14 protein-coding genes, 1 tRNA gene and 3 pseudogenes are annotated in these 18,781 nt (G+C 62.3%); 10 read left to right on the top strand and 8 right to left on the bottom strand.

What is annotated here, in order from left to right:
- Window positions 1-135 (top strand): annotated as a pseudogene (locus tag AB4Z53_RS34760) (IS5/IS1182 family transposase); the annotation flags it as partial.
- A 69-nt stretch (window positions 136-204) separates the two neighbouring features.
- A pseudogene (locus AB4Z53_RS34765) lies at window positions 205-390 on the top strand (thioesterase family protein); the annotation flags it as partial.
- Between the two features lie 183 nt (window positions 391-573).
- On the opposite strand, the pseudogene AB4Z53_RS34770 reads toward AB4Z53_RS34765, so the two are convergent.
- The 5 genes and pseudogenes from AB4Z53_RS34770 to xylF all read right to left on the bottom strand — a co-directional run.
- Window positions 574-810: pseudogene (locus tag AB4Z53_RS34770) on the bottom strand (DUF1214 domain-containing protein); the annotation flags it as partial.
- 164 nt (window positions 811-974) lie between these two features.
- A tRNA-Arg gene (locus AB4Z53_RS34775) sits at window positions 975-1,051 on the bottom strand.
- Between the two features lie 199 nt (window positions 1,052-1,250).
- Window positions 1,251-2,036, bottom strand: coding sequence for an ATP-binding cassette domain-containing protein (locus tag AB4Z53_RS34780; protein WP_034793927.1), 786 nt, complete (start codon window positions 2,034-2,036; stop codon window positions 1,251-1,253).
- 12 nt (window positions 2,037-2,048) lie between these two features.
- Window positions 2,049-3,374, bottom strand: coding sequence for a sugar ABC transporter permease (locus AB4Z53_RS34785; RefSeq protein ID WP_441599962.1), 1,326 nt, complete (start codon window positions 3,372-3,374; stop codon window positions 2,049-2,051).
- Window positions 3,375-3,602: 228 nt separating this feature from the next.
- The gene (xylF, locus tag AB4Z53_RS34790) at window positions 3,603-4,640 is read right to left on the bottom strand and encodes a D-xylose ABC transporter substrate-binding protein (RefSeq protein ID WP_113535577.1); all 1,038 of its coding nucleotides are present in this window, start codon (window positions 4,638-4,640) and stop codon (window positions 3,603-3,605) included.
- 347 nt (window positions 4,641-4,987) lie between these two features.
- On the opposite strand from xylF, the gene AB4Z53_RS34795 reads away from it, so the two are divergent.
- A complete protein-coding gene (locus AB4Z53_RS34795) occupies window positions 4,988-6,202 on the top strand; it encodes an ROK family transcriptional regulator (RefSeq protein ID WP_441599964.1) in 1,215 nt (404 codons plus the stop codon).
- 129 nt (window positions 6,203-6,331) lie between these two features.
- Complete coding sequence (locus AB4Z53_RS34800; RefSeq protein ID WP_441599966.1) at window positions 6,332-8,692, top strand: bifunctional diguanylate cyclase/phosphodiesterase; 2,361 nt, start codon at window positions 6,332-6,334, stop codon at window positions 8,690-8,692.
- A 144-nt stretch (window positions 8,693-8,836) separates the two neighbouring features.
- Here the strand turns inward: AB4Z53_RS34800 and iolG are convergent, their stop codons facing one another.
- A complete protein-coding gene (gene iolG / locus AB4Z53_RS34805) occupies window positions 8,837-9,829 on the bottom strand; it encodes an inositol 2-dehydrogenase (RefSeq protein ID WP_441599968.1) in 993 nt (330 codons plus the stop codon).
- Window positions 9,830-10,165: 336 nt separating this feature from the next.
- Here iolG and AB4Z53_RS34810 point away from each other — a divergent pair, with 336 nt between their 5' ends.
- Complete coding sequence (locus AB4Z53_RS34810; protein ID WP_291162081.1) at window positions 10,166-10,417, top strand: hypothetical protein; 252 nt, start codon at window positions 10,166-10,168, stop codon at window positions 10,415-10,417.
- Window positions 10,418-10,420: 3 nt separating this feature from the next.
- Here the strand turns inward: AB4Z53_RS34810 and AB4Z53_RS34815 are convergent, their stop codons facing one another.
- Both AB4Z53_RS34815 and AB4Z53_RS34820 read right to left on the bottom strand, forming a co-directional pair.
- Window positions 10,421-10,870, bottom strand: coding sequence for a hypothetical protein (locus AB4Z53_RS34815; RefSeq protein WP_441599970.1), 450 nt, complete (start codon window positions 10,868-10,870; stop codon window positions 10,421-10,423).
- Window positions 10,871-10,966: 96 nt separating this feature from the next.
- The gene (locus tag AB4Z53_RS34820; protein ID WP_291162075.1) at window positions 10,967-11,947 is read right to left on the bottom strand and encodes a LysR family transcriptional regulator; all 981 of its coding nucleotides are present in this window, start codon (window positions 11,945-11,947) and stop codon (window positions 10,967-10,969) included.
- Between the two features lie 286 nt (window positions 11,948-12,233).
- Here AB4Z53_RS34820 and chvE point away from each other — a divergent pair, with 286 nt between their 5' ends.
- The 5 genes from chvE to AB4Z53_RS34845 form a co-directional block, all read left to right on the top strand.
- A complete protein-coding gene (gene chvE, locus AB4Z53_RS34825) occupies window positions 12,234-13,301 on the top strand; it encodes a multiple monosaccharide ABC transporter substrate-binding protein (RefSeq protein ID WP_113535570.1) in 1,068 nt (355 codons plus the stop codon).
- Window positions 13,302-13,398: 97 nt separating this feature from the next.
- Window positions 13,399-14,934 (top strand): multiple monosaccharide ABC transporter ATP-binding protein, encoded by a 1,536-nt coding sequence (mmsA, locus tag AB4Z53_RS34830; protein ID WP_291162069.1) that lies wholly within the window; start codon window positions 13,399-13,401, stop codon window positions 14,932-14,934.
- Window positions 14,934-16,142, top strand: coding sequence for a multiple monosaccharide ABC transporter permease (gene mmsB, locus AB4Z53_RS34835; protein WP_113535568.1), 1,209 nt, complete (start codon window positions 14,934-14,936; stop codon window positions 16,140-16,142). The genes mmsA and mmsB overlap by 1 nt, the downstream gene beginning before the upstream one ends.
- Before the next feature lie 170 nt (window positions 16,143-16,312).
- Complete coding sequence (araD1, locus tag AB4Z53_RS34840) at window positions 16,313-17,308, top strand: AraD1 family protein (protein WP_291162064.1); 996 nt, start codon at window positions 16,313-16,315, stop codon at window positions 17,306-17,308.
- Window positions 17,309-17,375: 67 nt separating this feature from the next.
- The coding region (locus AB4Z53_RS34845) for an aldehyde dehydrogenase family protein (protein ID WP_441599973.1) at window positions 17,376-18,781 on the top strand (1,406 nt) is incomplete at its 3' end.

Raw genomic sequence — 18,781 nt, forward strand, 5'->3', positions numbered from 1 at the left:
GCCCGAAACCTCGTCGAGCGCCTCTGGTGCAGGCTCAAGGATTGGCGGCGCATTGCCACCCGGTATGACAAACTGGCAAGAAATTTCCTCGCAGCAGCTCTAATCGCTGCCACGCTCACATACTGGTGCAATTGAGTCCGGACCCTAGGTCATCAGCAGAGGACGGTCGGGACATCAGTCGACGTCACCCATGTCGCAGCCACCCCCGTCGGCATGGCCGTCACGGCGGATGTCGAGCTTACCGCGATATCGGGGCGCGTCCTGTCGTTCAAGGTGATCTGCCGTGACGACGCTGGCGTCATAGGGGAGGGCACGCATCAGCGCGCGATCATCGACTATGGACGGTTCATGGAACGGCTGGCGGAGAAGTCGGCGTCGATCAGGAGATGAGAACACCGTCCGGAGCCGCTCGCAGAAGAAGCCGACGCCGCTTGTGTCATCGGACTGCGTCTGATGGCGGCCTCCGGCGCGTTGCACCGGATCGACGGTCGAGCCCATACCGATGCGGCTTCCACTGTGTTCGGTGGCGTGGAAGGCACGTATCACAAGCCCGCGCAAGGCGGGCTTGTTTCGTCATTTCACAAATTCGACCTCGCTCGGCCGCCAGCTTTTATCGAAAAACGAGGGTAGCGGGCTGTACAGGCGCAGGATCGCGAACCAGCCCTTCTTGGGGTCAGTTTGGACCCAGTTACCGCGCGCCACGCCCTTTGGCAGGTCAGGGCCGAAATAGACGACCGTGGAGCCATCGGTGGCGGCGGCCTCTGCAGCCGGCGATGGATAGCTCTGGCTGCCGGCGCGCGGGTATTTCTGGTGTCGCCTGTGCGACAGCAATGCCCGAAGCGAGCTCTCGCGTGGTACGTACGTTGAAATCATTGAGAAATTCCGAAGCGCTGCATTGCAGGGCCAGCTCGTTGCATCATGCGCGACGGCAAAGAGGAGCAAGACTGAAATATAAGGGATTTCAATTTGTTAAATGGCGCACCCGACAGGATTCGAACCTGTGACCTTTGGAATCGGAATCCAACACTCTATCCAGCTGAGCTACGGGTGCATCCGTTGGCGGCAAGGCCGCCGAAGCAGGCTGTGAAGCGGTTCATAGCTTAGCTTTGGCGCCGCATCAATGGTGAAATGGCGGAGTTCGCAGGGGAATTTGCGGTTGCTGCCAAAATGCAGCAAAGGCGCTGTGTCCGCTCCCGGGCAGAAAGCGCGAGAGGGCGGGGCTTTGAGGTCCCGCCCTCTCGATTGTTGGTTCAGGCGACCTGCATGGCGCCGGGGCCGGGGATCGCCTTGGGCGGTACCTTGCCCATGATGATCATGCCGAGCACCTCGTCCTTGGTCACGTCCTCGGTGCGGGCCTGGCCGACGACCTGGCCGTTCTTCATGACCGACACGCGATCGGCGAGGTCGAACACGTCGTGGATGTCGTGGCTGATCAGGAAGATGCCGATGCCTTCGCGCTTCAGCTGCTTGATGAGGTCGCCGACCTGGGCGGTCTCCTGCGGGCCGAGCGCTGCCGTCGGCTCGTCCATGATCAGGATGCGGGCGTCGAAGAGGATCGCGCGTGCGATCGCCACCGACTGCCGCTGGCCGCCCGAAAGCGCCTTCACCGGTTCCTTGAAGCGCTGGAAGTTGGGGTTGAGGCGCCCCATGACTTCGCGGGCCTTTGCCTCCATCGCCACGTCGTCGAGCGTGCCCCAGGGGGTCCTGAGCTCACGGCCGAGATAAAGGTTGGCGGCGGCGTCGACGTTGTCGGCGACGGCGAGCGTCTGGTAGATCGTCTCGATGCCGTACTTTTTGGCGTCGCGCGGGTTGTTGATGTCGGCGGCCTCGCCATTGATCAGGATCTCGCCGGCGTCGCGCTTGTAGGCGCCGGAGAGGATCTTGATCAGGGTCGATTTGCCGGCGCCGTTGTGCCCGAGCAGTGCCACGACTTCGCCGGGGTAGAGATCGACGGAGGCGTTGTCCACGGCATGGATGCCGCCGAAGGAGATGGAAATGTTCTTCATTTCCACGAGCGGAGTGCGTTGGTCTTTCATGGATCGTACTCCTTACTTGGCGCGGGCGCGGTAGATGGTGTCGAGCCAGACGGCGACGACGAGAACCACGCCGACGACGATACGCTGGAACGGACTGTCGATCCCGAGCAGCACCATGCCCGACTGTAGAGATTGCATGACGAGCGCGCCGATCATGGCGCCGGCGATCGTGCCGACACCGCCTGCAAGCGACGTGCCGCCGATGACCGCGGCGGCGATCGTGTAGAGTTCGTCGAGTTCCCCTTGCGCATTGGTCGCCGCGTTGAGGCGGGCGGTCGAGATTGCCGCGGCGATGGCGCACAGAATGCCCATCAGCGTGAAGATCTTGACGGTGACCCAGCGCGTCTTGATGCCGGCAAGTTCGGCTGCTTCCGGGTTGCCGCCGAGCGCGAAGACATAGCGGCCGAAGCGAAGGCGCGTGGCGATGAAGGTCATGACGATGCCGACGGCGATGGCGACGAGCACCGGAATGGCGATACCGTGCGAGATCTGCAGCCCGCCTTCCGGCCAGGCGATGCCGTTGGCGTCGGCATATTTGCGGGCGATGTTGGTCGGCCAGTAGTAGCTGTTGGCAACAGTGATTGCGCCGAGCACCAGGACACAGCCGAGGATCGCCAGGAAATACTCCGCCCAGACCGGACGCAGCGGGAAGCGGAAGCGCTTGCGCTGCTTGCGGGAATTGAGGATGGCGGCGACGATGGCAATGCAGGCGAGGATGCCGACGATCCAGCTTGCCGTGGCGCCGATCGAGCCTTCGGTGCCGCCGCCCATCAGGCGGAAGGTGGCGTTCATCGGCGCAACGGTCTGGCCGCTGGTCACGAACCAGGTGGCGCCGCGCCAGACGAGCAATCCGCCGAGCGTGACGATGAAGGCGGGCACGTTGAGGAAGGCGACGATCGAGCCCTGCAGCGCGCCGATGGCAGCACCGACGGCAATGCCGCTCAAGAGCGTGATGATCCAGATGGCCGGATGTTCCAGGCCGAGATATTGCGGCAGGAATTTCGCCTGCATGACCCCCATGACCATACCGCAGAAGCCGAGCACGGAGCCGACGGAGAGGTCGATGTTGCGTGTGACGATGATCAGTACCATGCCGGTTGCCATCACGGCGACGGAGGAGGTCTGGACCGTCAGGTTCCACAGGTTGCGCGGCGTCAGGAACAGGCCACCGGTCATGATCTGGAATCCGATCCAGATGATGACGAGGGCGCCGACCATGCCGAGCAGTCGGGTGTCGATTTCGGTGGCGCGGAAGAAGCGCTTCACCGGGTTTTCGTCCGCTGTGCGGGCGCGGTTTGCTTGTGCGCCCTGCGTGTTGCCTTGTGTGATGTCGGCCATGGACGTGCCTTCCCCCACTTTTTTGTGTTGATGTCGTCGCGTCAGGTGGCACCAAGAGCCGGGATCGACGCGACAAGCCCGGTGCGACGGCAGAGATCGAGCGGTTTCGTTAGGTTGCGCCGGTCGCGCGTAGGGCATTGTCCGCCCGGCACGCACCTTGCGCAAGCGCCGCAACGGGTTGCGTTGCGGCGCTTGTCTGAAGTCAGCGCTCAGTTCTGCTGATGCGGTTTATTTGCAGGCCGCGACGTCGCCCTTGACGCCCTGGCAGGCTTCAGCCTTGGAGATCCAGCCCGCGTCGATGACGACGTTCAGGTTGTCCTTGGTGATCGGCAGCGGTGCCAGGAAGACCGACTGCATGGCCACGCCCTTCGGGCCGCCGTTGAAGGTGGTGACGCCCGAGACTTCTTCCATCTTCTTGCCACCGGCAAGTTCGACGGCGACTTCTGCAGCGCGCTTGCCGAGTTCACGGCTGTCCTTCCAGACCGAGACGGTCTGCGTGCCGAGAGCGACGCGGTTCAGCGCCGCCTTGTCCGCGTCCTGGCCGGAGACCGGAACGGAGCCTGCGAGGCCCTGCGCATCGAGAGCCGCGATCGCGCCGCCCGCGGTGCCGTCGTTGGAGGCGACGACCGCATCGACCTTGTTGTCGTTGGCGGTCAGGAACTGCTCCATGTTCTTCTGGGCATTTTCCGGCTTCCAGCCGTCCGTATAGGCTTCGCCGACGTTCTTGATCTTGCCGGCATCGACGGCTTCCTTCAGCACTTCCATCTGTCCGGAGAAGAGGAAGTCGGCGTTCGGATCAGCCGAGGAGCCCTTGATGAAGACGTAGTTGCCTTCCGGCTTCACCTTGAACACTTCGCGGGCCTGCATGCGGCCGACTTCCTTGTTGTCGAAGGTGATGTAGAAGGCAGCCGGGTTTTCGATCAGGCGGTCGTAGCCGACGACCGGGATGCCTTCGGCGGCGGCCTTTTCGATCGCCGGGCCGATGGCGTCGCTGTCCTGGGCAAGCACGATCAGTGCGTTGGCGCCCTGGGCAATCAGCGACTCGATGTCGGTCAGCTGCTTGGCGGCTGACGACTGCGCGTCAGCGGAGATGTACTTGTCGCCGGATGCTTCCAGGGCCGCCTTGATGGCGGCTTCGTCGGTTTTCCAGCGCTCTTCCTGGAAGTTGGACCAGGAAACGCCGACGACCAGGTCCTTCGCCTGGGCAACGGAGTGCAGGGAAACGATGACGGCAACACCTGCCATCAGCTTCAAAACGGATTTCATTTCATCCTCCCGAGTGAGGGCCGGCCGAGCGTGCGAACCTCCCGCACCATCCTCCGCCAGCCTTGGAACGCTGCCGTAGATCGTCCCGCTACAGAGTGCGGAATTATTTTCTCGACAGTCGAGAAAATGAATGTCATGGATTTTGGAGGCTGTCAACACGGCGTGAACGCGGTGGTTGCGGCATCAACAAAGTGCTTCGCGAGCGGCCGCGTCCGTTGTTTCTCGACCGTCGAGAAAATCGGTGCCACAAGGCTGTCGACAAGGTGTTCCGCGCCTTGTCTTGCCGTTCAACAGATGCTTTGGGAGGGGCATGTGTTCGAAGGATCCGCCACTGACAGGGACGTCTCATGCTGACCAAGTCCAGCACTGAGCTCGTGCGTCAGCAAAACAGCGCGCTGGTCCTTGCGGCGCTCAGGCGCGCCGGCAATCTTTCCCATACGGAAATCTCGGCGGAAACGGGGCTCGCCTCCGCGACCGTCTCGGCAATTACGGCCGAGCTGGAAAAAGCAGGCATACTCGCCAAGGCCGAGCAACAGGTTCAGGGCGGGCGAGGGCGGCCACGCGTGCTCTTTACGCCGCGCCGGGACCATGGCCATCTCGTGGTCGTCAGGATCTCCTCCGACATCGTGCAATACTCGCTGGTCGACTATGGCGGCACCCTGCTCGACCGTTTCGACGAAACACGGAACCACGACGAGCGCGGCACGGTCCCCTTCGCCCGCGCCTTCGTGGATGCGCTCGAACGCCTGCTGCAGCGTTCGCGGCTGGAGCGGGATCGGGTGCTCGCCGTATCGATCAGCAGCAAGGGGCTGGTCGATAACGAGGCTGCGCGGCTTCTGTGGTCGCCGGTCTTCGGGCCGGAGGAACTGGACTTCGCCGCGCTGCTTGCACCGCAATGGCGGGCGAAAGTGATGCTCAGCAACGAGACGCTGCTCGTTGCGCAGGCGCTTGCAGCGCAAGCCGCGCGCAAGCCGGAGGGCGCGTTCAGGGCGCTCGCGGCGATCTCCCTCGGTCATAGCATCGGGCTTGGCGTTGCCCGCAAGAGCCAGAGCGGCGAGATGGATGTCAGCGCACCGAATTTCGGCCACATGCTGCATGCGCCGTCCGCCGGCCTTTGTCGCTGCGGCGCCTATGGCTGCATCGAAGCGGCGGCCGGCTTCTATGGAATTCTGCGGGCAGCCTTCGAGGTTCCGGCCGATACCATTCCCGCCAAATTCGTTCCGGTCGCCGAACTCGACAAGATTGCCGCCAGCGCCCGGCAGGGTCATCGCATGGCTGGCTACGCATTCCGCCAGGCGGGCATCGCGCTCGGCAATGGTATCTCGCGTATGCTCAGTCTTTACGAGCGCATGCCGGTACACGTTACCGGGCCTGGCATCCGTTATTTCGATCTCATGCTTCCGGGGATCGAGGAGGGACTTGCGCAGTCCATGCAAGTCCGGCTCCAGGGCGCTCCCGAAATATCGGTCGTGCTCGACGAACAACGTCTCGTCTTCGAGGGGCATCTGGAGCGGGCGCTGGGCGCCATCGATGGCGAGATTGCCGCCACCGGCCATTCTTGACACACGGTCGAGGTGCATCGTCAGGCGTAACCATTTTTGGGGTTGTATCGAGGGCGAACATCCAAGCCAGTACAATTTACAGTTATTTAGCGACTCCTTGTCAATGTGGCCGTGACGCGGGAGACGCTTATGTTTTCAGTGATTGCTTGCATACGCGACGACCATGATTGGCGTCTTATCGTAGCTGCCGCGATCGTCTGCCTGGCAGGCAGCGCCGCAACGATGTTGCTGCTGCTGCGTGCCCAGCGAAGCGAAGGCGGTCAACGAAGTCGCTGGGTTGCCGCCAGCGGTCTTGCCTGCGGCATCGGCGTCTGGTCGACGCATTTCATAGCGATGCTGGCCTATGATGGTGGCGTGCCGGTTGCCTACGGTCTTTGGGGCACGGCCCTTTCGGTGATCGTCGCCATCACCGCCTCCTGGGTCGCGTTTGCCATCGGCCTCGGCGGTGGTTCGCGTCTTTCGATGTCCTGCGGCGGCTTCGTCCTCGGCACCGGCGTCGCGGCGATGCATTTCACCGGGATGCGGGCGATCGAGATCCACGGGCACATTGCCTACGATCCGCAGGCGACGCTTCTGGCCGTTGTCGCAGGAACATTGTTGGCAGGCACTGCGCTTCATGCCTTTCATACGCTGCGCAGCCTGCGGCGGCTGGTGGTTTCGTCACTGCTGCTGGTCCTGGCAATCTGCGCCATGCACTTCACGTCGATGAGCGGCGTGATGCTGGTGCCGGAGGCCAATGTCGCCGTTGCCGAGACCATTCATCCCGCCTGGCTTGCAGGAGGGGTCATTGCCGCCTCCACGACATTGATCGTGCTCGCCTTTGGTGCCCTCTTCGTCGATCGGCACCTCACCGACCTCAGAGGGCTTGCCAACGCTTCGCTCGAAGGCATGGCGATTGTTTTCGATGGCGTCATCGTCGAAGCCAACGAGCGCTTTTCCGGCCTCACCGGTCGGACGTTTTCGCAGCTGTCCGGGAGCCGTCCATCGGAGATCTTCGCCTTCGGCGAGGAGGGGCTGGAGGCACACAGGCGCGGCGACGGCCCCGGCGAGATCGATCTCCTCAACGACGACGGGCGCACCATCCCGGTCGAATTCATGTGCCGGACGATCGAGTATCGCGGGCGGGAATGCGATGTGATCTTCGTGCGTGACTTGAGGGCCCGCAAGGAAGCGGAGCGCACGATCGAGCATCTTGCCCACCATGACGCGCTAACCGACCTTCCGAACCGCGCCTTCTTCGATCGCAGGCTCGCCCAGACGCTGGCGGCCGCCACGGCGCGCGGCGAAGACCTGGCGATCCTCTGCCTCGACCTCGATCGCTTCAAGGCGGTCAACGATATCTTCGGCCATGGCGAGGGCGACCGCATCCTGCGCAAGGTTGCCGATATCCTGCGCGCGGCGGCCGGAGAGCAGGACACCATCGCCCGGCTCGGCGGCGACGAGTTCGCGATCGTTCAGGTGGGCGGCAAGCAGCCACAGGCTGCACGCCAGTTGACGGATCGTATCCTGACGCTGTTTGCCGCGGAAATGGATACCAACCGCGACCCGACCGCCGTCGGCGTCAGCATAGGTGCGGCACTCTACCCGATCGATGGGCAGACGGCCGACCAGTTGCTCAACAACGCCGACACGGCACTCTACCGCGCCAAACAGAGCGGCAAGGGGATCGCCTGCTTCTTCGACCGGGAAATGGACGAAGCGTTGCGCACCCGCCGGCAGATCGAAAACGACCTGCGCCATGCGGTGCTTCGCCGGCAATTCTTTCTCGAGTACCAGCCGCTGGTCGAAGTTCAGAGCGACAGGATCATCGGCTACGAGGCTCTGCTACGCTGGAACCATCCGCAGCGCGGGTTGATCGGGCCCGACGTGTTCATCCCGATCGCGGAGGAAAGCGGCTCCATCATCCAGATCGGCGAATGGGTGCTGGAGCAGGCCTGCACGGAAGCGGTAAAGTGGAACGAGCCCTTGCCGATTTCCGTCAATATCTCGCCGGTCCAGTTCCTCCTGCCCAATCTCTTCGATCAGGTCGCAAGCATATTGCATCGCACTGGCCTTGATCCCTGGCGGTTGGAGCTCGAGATCACCGAGGCGGCGCTCATGCACAATCGCGAGGATGTGCTGGCGGTGCTGGTGCGCCTGCGGGTCCTCGGCGTCAGGATCGTCATGGACGACTTCGGCACCGGGCATTCGTCGCTGAGCAACCTGCAGACCTTCCCCTTCGACAAGCTGAAGATCGACTGCAGCTTCACCGCTGCCATCGAGCAGGACCCCTCAGCTCAAGCGATTGTCCGGGCGATCATCGCGCTCGGCCACAGTCTCAAGCTCGCTGTCGTGACCGAAGGCGTCGAGACTGAGCGGCAGAGGCAGATCCTGGCGGAGGAAGGCTGCCTGCAGATCCAGGGTTACCTCTCCGGACGGCCGGGGGCTGCGCCCAGCACCGGCCAGGAAGCGCGACATTGGGAGAAGATGCCGGCACGCGCCGAGGGCTGAAGCTAGCATCTGCCAAATGCGGATATGAAGAAGGCCGGGCGTTTGGCGCCCGGCCTTTCCATTTGATGCTGCGCTGTAATGCTTTGATTCTCTGCATGTCTTTGTCCTTAGATCGGGGACGATCTATGGAGACTTGCAGGTGCCTCAGCCGACGCTGATCTGACGCTTCTCGACAACCGACTTCACGGCGGCGTCTGCAAGTGCGAGGGCCGCGAGGCCGTCCTTGCCCGAAGGCGTGATTTCCGCGCCCTTTTCGATCGCCGCAATGAAGCTCTCGATCTCGTTGGCATAGGCTTCGGTGTAGCGGGTCATGAAGAAATCGTGCAGCGGCGGGCGGGTATAGCCGTCGCCATTGGCGATCTCGATCGAAACCGGACGCTGGTTCTCGGCCGAGGCGACGCCCTTCGAGCCGTGGACCTCGATGCGCTGGTCGTAGCCGTAGGTGGCGCGGCGCGAGTTGGAGATGATCGCCTGCTTGCCGGAGGCCGTCTGCAGGATGACCGAGACGCTGTCATAGTCGCCGGCTTCGCCGATCGCCTTGTCGACGAGAACGGCGGCGGTTGCCGTCACCGAGACCGGCTCCTCGCCGAGCAGGAAGCGGGCCATGTCGAAGTCGTGGATCGTCATGTCGCGGAAGATGCCGCCCGAACGCTTGATGTAGTCGACCGGCGGGGCGCCCGGATCGCGCGAGGTGATCGTCACCATTTCCACGTCGCCGATCTTGCCGGCATCGATCGCCTTCTTGACAGCCATGAAATGCGGATCGAAGCGGCGATTGAAGCCGACCATCAGCTTGGCCTTGGTCTCGCTCACCACCTTGAGGCAGGCCTTGACGCGCTCGGCGTCGAGATCGACCGGCTTTTCGCAGAAGATCGCCTTGCCGGCGCGGGCGAAGCGTTCGATCAGGTCGGCATGGGTGTCGGTCGGGGTGCAGATGACGACGGCGTCGATGTCCTTGGCCGCTTCGATCGCCTCGATGGTGCGCACGTCGCAGCCATACTGCTTGGCAATGGCGTCGGCGGCGGCGGGGAATGCATCGGCAACGGCAACAAGCACGGCGTCCGGATTGCCGCTGACGGCTTTCGCGTGAACCTTGCCGATACGGCCGGCACCCAGAAGACCAAATCTGACTGTCATCTCTGTTTCTCTCGAAGTCCGGTTCGCGACCGGGAAGGGGCGTGATGATCGGCGCTCATCGCGCAAAGGCGCCGCGGAACGCTGTTTCCGCGAATCGGTTGAAGAATTGTCACGAAAGACCGCGCGTTGGAACGCTGCGCCAGAGCCTCTCCCTTGGTACCTCCGCACCCACTCGGCCTTTTCAATCATTTGGAATGAAGTGGCCGATGTTGGTAATTTCGGAATTTTTATTCCATTTTAATTGCGTCCGTCAAGAGCCTGAAGGCCGCTGGACTTGCTGTCCCTGACAAATATCCCGTAAATGGGGCGCACACGATAAGGCCACCAGAGGACAGAATGCTCAAGTTCATTGACCCGGACCACCCTTTTTACCGCCCACTATGGGTCCGCCTGCTGATCGTGGCCTTCTGCGCCGGCTGGACGGTGGTCGAATTTCTGGGCGAACAGGCGATGTGGGGCATGATCTTCCTGGCGATGACCGCCTATGCCTCGGCAGCGCTGCTGGTTTTCTACAAGCCGAGCGAGAAGGGCGAGGAAAAAGCGGCTGATGCAGAGGGCAAGGACGGCGGGGACGGCGCCGCGAGCTGAGGATCACGCTGCGGGATTGATTGCGCGTATCTGCTGCGAGGCTTCGTCGATCAGCATGTTGGCGAGCTTCATGCGCACGGTCGCATTGGCGCGGAAGGCAGCCGGCAAGCGGTCGGGATGATTGAGGGCCGCGAACGCCCGCCGCTTCGCCGCAAGCGTCATTTGTGTTTCGCCGTCGCCAAGTGCCAGTTCCTCGGCAACGTCCGCAAGGCTGGTGCGGTTGAGATAGTCCGGCATCACCGGTGGAGGTGGCGGCTCCACGAATGACGCGTCGAGATAGGCTCGCTCGACTGCGCCGAAGGCAGCCAGACCGACGCTTTCGGCGGCAAAGCCGCTGTCGAAGGCTGGGGCATAAGCCGTGGCGACACGCGTCGCTTCGACCGTTGCCGGTTCGATATCCTCTTCCGATTTCAGCCGCTCGAGCACCGACTGAAAGACTGACATTCCAAACATGTTGCCTCCACAGGAGCCGCACGATCGCAGATGGAGATTATCCCGGGCTGATCAGATTGATCATGCCGGGCTGATCACGTTGATCATGCCGCGTGGTCATGCTCGCCCCTGCTTCAGGATCAGGTCGTAGAGCAGCTTGGCGCTTGGCGGCAACGCACGCCCTTCGGCGGTGATCAGCCCGTAAGGCTTGATGCGGATCGGGATCTCGGTCTTGAGGATGCGGATTTCGCCGGCTGGCGTGCCGTTGCCCGCAATCAGGTTGGCGACGTCGAGCGCCACCGGCGCGATCGCATTGGTGTTGCGCACGATCGAGAGCGTCAGGATGATCGACGAGGTGTTGATCACGGTCGCCGGCAGCCTGACGCCAGCCGACACGAAACTGTCCTCGACCGCGCGCCTCAGCAGCGTGCCCGGCGGCTGGAACACCCAGTCGTAGGAGGGCAGGTCCTCGGCGCCGACCATGGGCTTGTCGAGCAGCGGATGGCCGTCGCGCACGATCAGGCAGACTTCCTCGTAGCCGATCTCCACCATGTTGAAGAGCCGCGGCGGCTGGTCGTCGGGGATGCGGCCGATGATGAAATCGTGCCGCGCGGCCAGCAGCTCCCTCGCCAGCACGTTGCTGTTTTCGATCTGGACGTTGATCTCGATGCCGGGATAGGCGGTGATCACCTGGCGAATGGCGGGGACGGCGAGATTGAGCGCCGGGCCGGTGACCGAACCGAGAGAAACCGAGCCACCGCTGCCGGTCTTGAGTTCGCTGATTTCGCGGGAGGCTTCGCGAAGCTCCAGAAAGATGGTGCGCGCGCGCCGCGCCAGGGCCTCGCCATAGGGCGTCAGTTCGACGCCGCGGGCGACGCGTTCGCAGACCGGCGCCTTCAGCATGGTCTCGATTTCCGACAGCATGCGCGAGGCCGCCGGCTGTGAAATTCCAAGGGCTTCGGCGGCAGCGCTGATGCGCCGATGATCGTCGATCGCGAGAATCAGCCGGAGATGGCTGATCTTCAGCCCGGAGCGGAAGAGCGCGGAATCGAAGAGTTCACCGGGCTTGGCGGCCGCACCGGGCTTTTGGTCGCGCATTTTCGGCCTCTCTAATTCTCGCTCGGTTTTCAAGGATTTTCAAAAATCACACTGTTTGCAAGTGCTATATCGTTTTTGGTATGCATTCAAAGCGATATTGTATTTGACAGTTATATGTTTTGATTCCAGTTTTTACCCATGTGCCAGCGCATGTAGGAGCATGCGAGGCGGGGAGGCCTCTCCTTCACCTTGATCGCAGCCGGAGACGAAGATCTCGGGCGGCGGATTGCTGCGCATAGACGGAAAGGCTTAGCCTGCCGGCTTCAACTTTTTTGGGAGAGAACTGATGAAATTGATGACTTCGCTTCTCGCAGCCGCTGCGATTTCGATCGCGTCCTTCGCTGCGCCGGTATTTGCGCAGGACAAGGGCACGGTCGGCATTTCCATGCCGACGAAGACGTCGACCCGCTGGATTTCCGACGGCGAGACGATGGAGAAGCTGTTCAAGGAAGCCGGCTACACCCCGGACCTGCAGTTTGCTGACGACGACATTCCGAACCAGCTCGCTCAGATCGAGAACATGGTGACCAAGGGTGCCAAGGTTCTCGTCATCGGCGCCATCGACGGCACGACGCTCTCCGACATCCTGCAGAAGGCTCACGACGCTGGCGTCAAGGTCATCGCCTATGACCGCCTGATCCGTGACTCGGGCAATGTCGACTACTACGCCACCTTCGACAACTTCCAGGTCGGCGTGCAGCAGGCGACCTCGCTGGTCCAGGGCCTCAAGCTCGACGGCGCGACCGAGCCGAAGAACATCGAGCTCTTCGGTGGTTCGCCTGACGACAACAACGCCTTCTTCTTCTACGACGGTGCGATGTCGGTCCTGCAGCCTCTGATCGACAGCAAAAAGATCGTCGTCAAGTCCGGCCAGAAGGGCATGGACCAGGTCGGCACGCTGCGTTGGGACGGTGCCGTTGCCCAGGCCCGCATGGAAAACCTGCTGTCATCGAACTACACCGATGCCAAGGTCGATGGCGTGCTGTCGCCCTATGACGGTCTGTCGATCGGCATCATCTCGGCGCTGAAGGGCGTCGGTTACGGCTCGGGCGACATGGCAATGCCTGCCGTCACTGGCCAGGACGCCGAGCTGCCGTCGGTCAAGTCGATCCTTGCCGGCGAACAGTATTCGTCGATCTTCAAGGACACGCGCGAACTCGCCAAGGTCACCGTCGGCATGGTCAATGCGATCATGGAAGGCAAGGAGCCGGAAGTGAACGACACCAAGACCTATGACAACGGCGTCAAGGTCGTACCGTCCTACCTGCTGAAGCCGGTTGCCGTCGACAAGTCCAACATCAAGGACGTGCTCGTCAGCTCGGGCTACTACACCGAAGACCAGATCAACAACTGATCTTTTTGAGCGTGGGGGCCCGTGCATGCGCGCGGGCCCTTTTATCCAGATGACGGAGCCGGTACTCTCTTGAAGACTGCCGCTGGAATGACTGAACATGGACAATATCATTCTTGAAATGCGGGGCATCACCAAGACGTTTCCGGGCGTCAAGGCGCTGGACAATGTCAGCTTCAAGGTCCGCGAAGGCGAGATTCACGCACTCGTCGGCGAAAACGGCGCCGGCAAGTCGACGCTGATGAAGGTGCTGAGCGGCGTCTATCCCGCCGGCACCTATGATGGCGAGATCCACTATGACGGGGAAGCCCGTCGCTTCTCGACGATTTCCGACAGCGAAGACCTCGGCATCATCATCATCCACCAGGAACTGGCGCTGGTGCCGCTGCTTTCGATCGCCGAGAACATCTTCCTCGGCAACGAGATCGCCAGCAACGGCGTGATCCACTGGCCGCAGACCTTTGCCCGTACTCAGGAACTGCTGAAGAAGGTGGGCCTCAGCGAGAGCCCGGCGACACTGATCACCGACATCGGTGTCGGCAAGCAGCAGCTGGTCGAGATTGCCAAGGCGCTTTCGAAGAAGGTGCGGCTGCTGATCCTCGACGAGCCGACCGCCTCGCTCAACGAAACCGATTCCGATGCGCTTTTGAAGCTGCTGATGGAGTTTCGCACGCAGGGCATGACCTCGATCATCATTTCGCACAAGCTGAACGAGATCCGGAAGGTCGCCGACCAGATCACCATCCTGCGCGACGGCGGCACGGTCGAGACGCTCGACTGTCACGGCGAAGACATCGGCGAAGATCGGATCATCAAGGGCATGGTCGGCCGTGCCATGGAAGACCGTTATCCGCCGCGCGAACCCAAGATCGGCGAGACGCTGCTCGAAGTGAAGAACTGGAACGTCTTCCACCAGCAGCACCGCGACCGGCAATTCCTTCACGATGTCAATTTCACCGTGCGCGCCGGCGAGGTCGTCGGCATCGCCGGGTTGATGGGGGCAGGACGCACCGAAACGGCGATGAGCCTGTTCGGCAAGTCCTGGGGCCACAAGATCACCGGCGACGTGTCGATGCGCGGCAAGCCCGTCGACGTCAGCACCATTCCGCGTGCCATCGATGCGGGGCTTGCCTATGTCACCGAGGACCGCAAGCAGCTCGGTCTCGTGCTGATCAATAACATCAAGGAGAACACGACGCTCTCCAACCTGAAGGCGGTGGCCGCAAACGGCGTCATCGACGATCGTAAGGAAGCGAAGGTCGCCTCTGACTATCGTTCGAAGCTGCGCATCCGTTCGCACTCGATCTATCAGGAAACGGTCAACCTTTCAGGCGGCAACCAGCAGAAGGTCGTGCTGTCCAAATGGCTGTTCACCAATCCGGAAGTTCTCATTCTCGACGAGCCGACACGCGGCATCGATATCGGCGCGAAGTATGAAATCTACACCATCATCAACCAGCTTGCCGCCGAGGGCAAAGGCATCCTGATGATTTCATCGGAAATGCCGGAGCTGCTTGGAACCTGCGATCGTATCTACGTCATGAACGAGGGCCGCATCGTCGCCGAGCTCTCGAAGGCGGAAGCGAGCCAGGAATCCATCATGCGTGCCATCATGCGTTCAGGGGAGAAACACTAATGGTCGCCGATACGAGCACCCAAGCCAACAAGCCCTCGATCGGGGACTATCTCAAGAACAACATCCGCGAATACGGCCTGCTGGTCGCGCTCGTGGTAATCATGCTGTTCTTCCAGTTCGTGACCAACGGCGTGTTGTTCAAGCCGGTCAACATCACCAACCTGGTGCTGCAGAACTCCTTCATCGTCATCATGGCGCTCGGCATGCTGCTGATCATCGTCGCCGGGCATATTGACCTGTCGGTCGGCTCGATCGTCGCCTTCATCGGCGCGATCTCGGCGATCATGCTGGTCAAGTGGGGGCTGCCGGCCATTGTCGTCATCCCCGCCTGTCTGATCGTTGGCGGCATCATGGGAGCGGCCCAGGGCTATTGGGTTGCCTACCAGAAGATCCCGTCCTTCATCGTGACGCTGGCCGGCATGCTGGTGTTCCGCGGGCTCACCTATGTGGTGCTCGGCGGCCGCCCGATCGGTCCGTTCCCGAAGGAGTTCCAGCTGCTTTCGACAGGCTTCGTTCCGGATTTCCTCTATTTCCTCAATCCGGCGCCAGAGACCATTCAGAACATGGTGGCGCTCGTCGCCGTCATCGCGCTCGTCGGCTACGCGATCTATGCGGGCATTCGTGACCGCAAGATCAACGAGCAGCACGGCACGGAAAACGAGCCGTTCATTTTCTTCGCAGTGCAGATGGCGGTCATCGCTGCGGTGGCGTTGTTCATCGGCTTCCAGCTCGCGACCTATCGCGGCTTGCCGAACGTGCTGATCGCCATGGCGGTGCTGATCGCGCTCTACACCTTCATCACCACCCGCTCGACGATCGGCCGCCGCATCTATGCGATGGGCGGCAACGTCAAGGCGACAAAGCTATCGGGCATCAACACCGAACGGCTGACCTTCTACACCTTCGTCAACATGGGCGTGCTGGCCGCACTCGCCGGCATGATCATCACCGCTCGCCTCAATTCGGCAACGCCGAAGGCCGGCGTCGGTTTCGAGCTCGACGTCATCGCGGCCTGCTTCATCGGCGGCGCCTCGGCGTCCGGCGGCGTCGGCAAGATCATCGGGGCCGTCATCGGCGCCTTCATCATGGGCGTGATGAACAACGGCATGTCGATCATGGGCATCGGCATCGATTACCAGCAGCTGATCAAGGGCCTCGTGCTGCTCGCTGCCGTGTTCTTCGATGTCTACAACAAGAACAAGGGTTGAGCGGAAAGCCATAAGACCCGACGCGAACCAGTAACATTCACCGGCAGCAGCGGCTGCCAGGATCGGCGGATTGGCCCGCCGGAATTGGGTGGCGAAAGTCACCCACGGGTACGCTTTTGCCTTGAAAGGGCAACGACCGCGACCCTGATGAAGACAGGAAGGACAGTATTGTGCTGATTTCGCAGGTCAGGAACGAAGACGGATCGATAACGGTCGCGGTGCGGTCGCCCGGCGAAACCGCGCATGCGGTGAAGGGGGCGGCAAGCGTCTATGCTCTGGCGATGGAAGCTGCCAACTCCGGTCGGAGCCTGAAGGAGACGATCGAGGCCAAGGGTGTCGGCGCCGCCGTCGACCTCGACAAGGCCTATGCGGAGGGACGCTTCCTGCCGCCGATCACCCATCCGGATCCGGCGCACCTGCACCTGACCGGCACGGGCCTCACCCATCTCGGTTCGGCCGCGACCCGCGACGCCATGCACAAGAAGACGAGCGAGGCGGCCGAGGAAACGTTGACGGACTCGATGAAGATGTTCCGCATGGGGCTTGAGGGAGGCAAGCCGAAAGCCGGCGAGACCGGCGTGCAGCCGGAGTGGTTCTACAAGGGCAACGGCACATCAGCCGTTGCACCGGGCGCGGCACTCGTCTCGCCCTCTTTTGCCGAGGATGGCGGCGAAGAGCCGGAAATGGCCGGCATCTACGTGATCTCCGACCAGGGCGTTCCGTTCCGGATTGGCTTTGCCGTCGCCAACGAGTTTTCCGACCACAAGACCGAACGGGTCAACTACCTCTGGCTGGCGCATTCGAAACTGCGTCAGGCGAGCTTCGGTCCGGAAATCCGCATCGGTGTCGCACCGGAGGATATCCGCGGCATGTCGCGCATCCTGCGGGGCGGCCAGGTGCTGTGGGAGAAGCCGTTCCTGTCGGGCGAAACCAACATGTCGCACAGTTTCGCCAATCTTGAGCATCATCATTTCAAGTACGGCCTGTTCCGCCAGCCGGGTGACATCCACGTTCACATGTTCGGCACGGCGACGTTGTCCTTCGGCGACGGCGTCCGCACCGAGGAAGGCGATGTGTTCGAGATCGAGGCCGATGGTTTCGGCCTACCGCTACGCAACGCGCTTGCGATCGCCGCCGAGGAAAAGGTCGCCATACGCCAGCTCTGACACATCTCCGAAGCGCGACTGTTCACGAGTGACGGTCATGCGCGCTCATGAAGGAGGCTCGAAGCCTATGACATTGCACCAGAACCTGATTGCCGGCGAATGGGTCGGTGGTGACGGGGTTGCCAACATCAACCCTTCCAACACCAATGACGTGGTCGGCGAATATGCCCGCGCCTCGGCCGACGATGCACGTGCGGCGATTGCCGCTGCCAAGGCAGCGTTTCCGGCCTGGTCGCGTTCCGGCATCCTCGATCGTCATGCGATCCTGAGGAAAACCGCCGACGAGATCCTCGCCCGCAAGGACGAGCTCGGAAGGCTGTTGTCACGCGAGGAAGGCAAGACGCTGGTCGAAGGCATCGGTGAGACCGTGCGTGCCGGCCAGATCTTCGACTTCTTCGCCGGCGAATGCCTGCGGTTGGCAGGCGAAGTGCTGCCGTCGGCAAGACCCAATATCGGCGTCGAGATCACCCGCGAGCCGGTCGGCGTCGTCGGCATCATCACGCCCTGGAATTTCCCGATCGCCATCCCCGCCTGGAAGATCGCGCCGGCGCTTTGCTACGGCAACACCGTCGTCTTCAAGCCGGCCGAACTGGTGCCCGGCAGCGCTCACGCGATCGTCGACATTCTCCACCGCGCGGGTCTGCCGAAGGGCGTCTTGAACCTCGTCATGGGCAAGGGCTCGGTTGTCGGCCAGGCGATGCTCGACAGCCCCGATATCCACGCGATCACCTTCACCGGCTCGACCGGCACGGGAAAACGTGTCGCGCTGGCCTCGGTCGAGCACAATCGCAAATACCAGCTGGAGATGGGTGGCAAGAACCCCTTCGTCGTGCTTGACGATGCCGATCTCAGTGTCGCGGTCGAGGCGGCGGTCAACTCCGCCTTCTTCTCCACCGGCCAGCGCTGCACTGCCTCTTCGCGCATCATCGTCACCGAAGGCATTCATGACCGTTTCGTCGCGGCAATGGGCGCGCGGATGAAGGGGCTGACGATCGACGACGCCTTGAAGGCCGGCACCCATATCGGTCCGGTGGTCGACCAGAGCCAGCTCAACCAGGACACCGACTATATCGCCATCGGCCAGCAGGAGGGCGCGAAGCTCGCCTTCGGCGGCGAACTGCTGAAGCGCGACGCGCCCGGCTTCTACCTGCAGCCGGCGTTGTTCACCGAGGCGACGAACGCGATGCGCATCAGCCGCGAAGAGATCTTCGGCCCGGTCGCATCCGTCATTCGCGTCAAGGATTACGATGAGGCGCTCGCTGTCGCCAACGACACGCCCTTCGGTCTCTCGTCCGGCATTGCCACCACCAGCCTCAAGCATGCGACCCATTTCAAGCGCAATGCGGAAGCCGGCATGGTGATGGTCAACCTGCCGACCGCGGGCGTCGATTTCCACGTGCCCTTCGGCGGCCGCAAAGGCTCGTCCCACGGCTCGCGCGAGCAGGGCCGCTACGCCGCCGAATTCTACACAAC

Origin of the sequence: Ensifer sp. 2TAB8 (assembly GCF_052115125.1) — a bacterium.
Lineage (GTDB): Bacteria > Pseudomonadota > Alphaproteobacteria > Rhizobiales > Rhizobiaceae > Ensifer.

Bases quoted from the DNA above. Each gene is read 5' to 3' on its own strand.
- chvE (WP_113535570.1), top strand. From the start codon at position 12,234: ATGAAATTGATGACTTCGCTTCTCGCAGCCGCTGCGATTTCGATCGCG.
- mmsB (WP_113535568.1), top strand. From the start codon at position 14,934: ATGGTCGCCGATACGAGCACCCAAGCCAACAAGCCCTCGATCGGGGAC.
- AB4Z53_RS34820 (WP_291162075.1), bottom strand. From the start codon at position 11,947: ATGCGCGACCAAAAGCCCGGTGCGGCCGCCAAGCCCGGTGAACTCTTC.
- AB4Z53_RS34795 (WP_441599964.1), top strand. From the start codon at position 4,988: ATGCTGACCAAGTCCAGCACTGAGCTCGTGCGTCAGCAAAACAGCGCG.
- mmsA (WP_291162069.1), top strand. From the start codon at position 13,399: ATGGACAATATCATTCTTGAAATGCGGGGCATCACCAAGACGTTTCCG.
- AB4Z53_RS34810 (WP_291162081.1), top strand. From the start codon at position 10,166: ATGCTCAAGTTCATTGACCCGGACCACCCTTTTTACCGCCCACTATGG.
- AB4Z53_RS34780 (WP_034793927.1), bottom strand. From the start codon at position 2,036: ATGAAAGACCAACGCACTCCGCTCGTGGAAATGAAGAACATTTCCATC.
- AB4Z53_RS34815 (WP_441599970.1), bottom strand. From the start codon at position 10,870: ATGTTTGGAATGTCAGTCTTTCAGTCGGTGCTCGAGCGGCTGAAATCG.
- AB4Z53_RS34785 (WP_441599962.1), bottom strand. From the start codon at position 3,374: ATGGCCGACATCACACAAGGCAACACGCAGGGCGCACAAGCAAACCGC.
- iolG (WP_441599968.1), bottom strand. From the start codon at position 9,829: ATGACAGTCAGATTTGGTCTTCTGGGTGCCGGCCGTATCGGCAAGGTT.
- xylF (WP_113535577.1), bottom strand. From the start codon at position 4,640: ATGAAATCCGTTTTGAAGCTGATGGCAGGTGTTGCCGTCATCGTTTCC.
- AB4Z53_RS34800 (WP_441599966.1), top strand. From the start codon at position 6,332: ATGTTTTCAGTGATTGCTTGCATACGCGACGACCATGATTGGCGTCTT.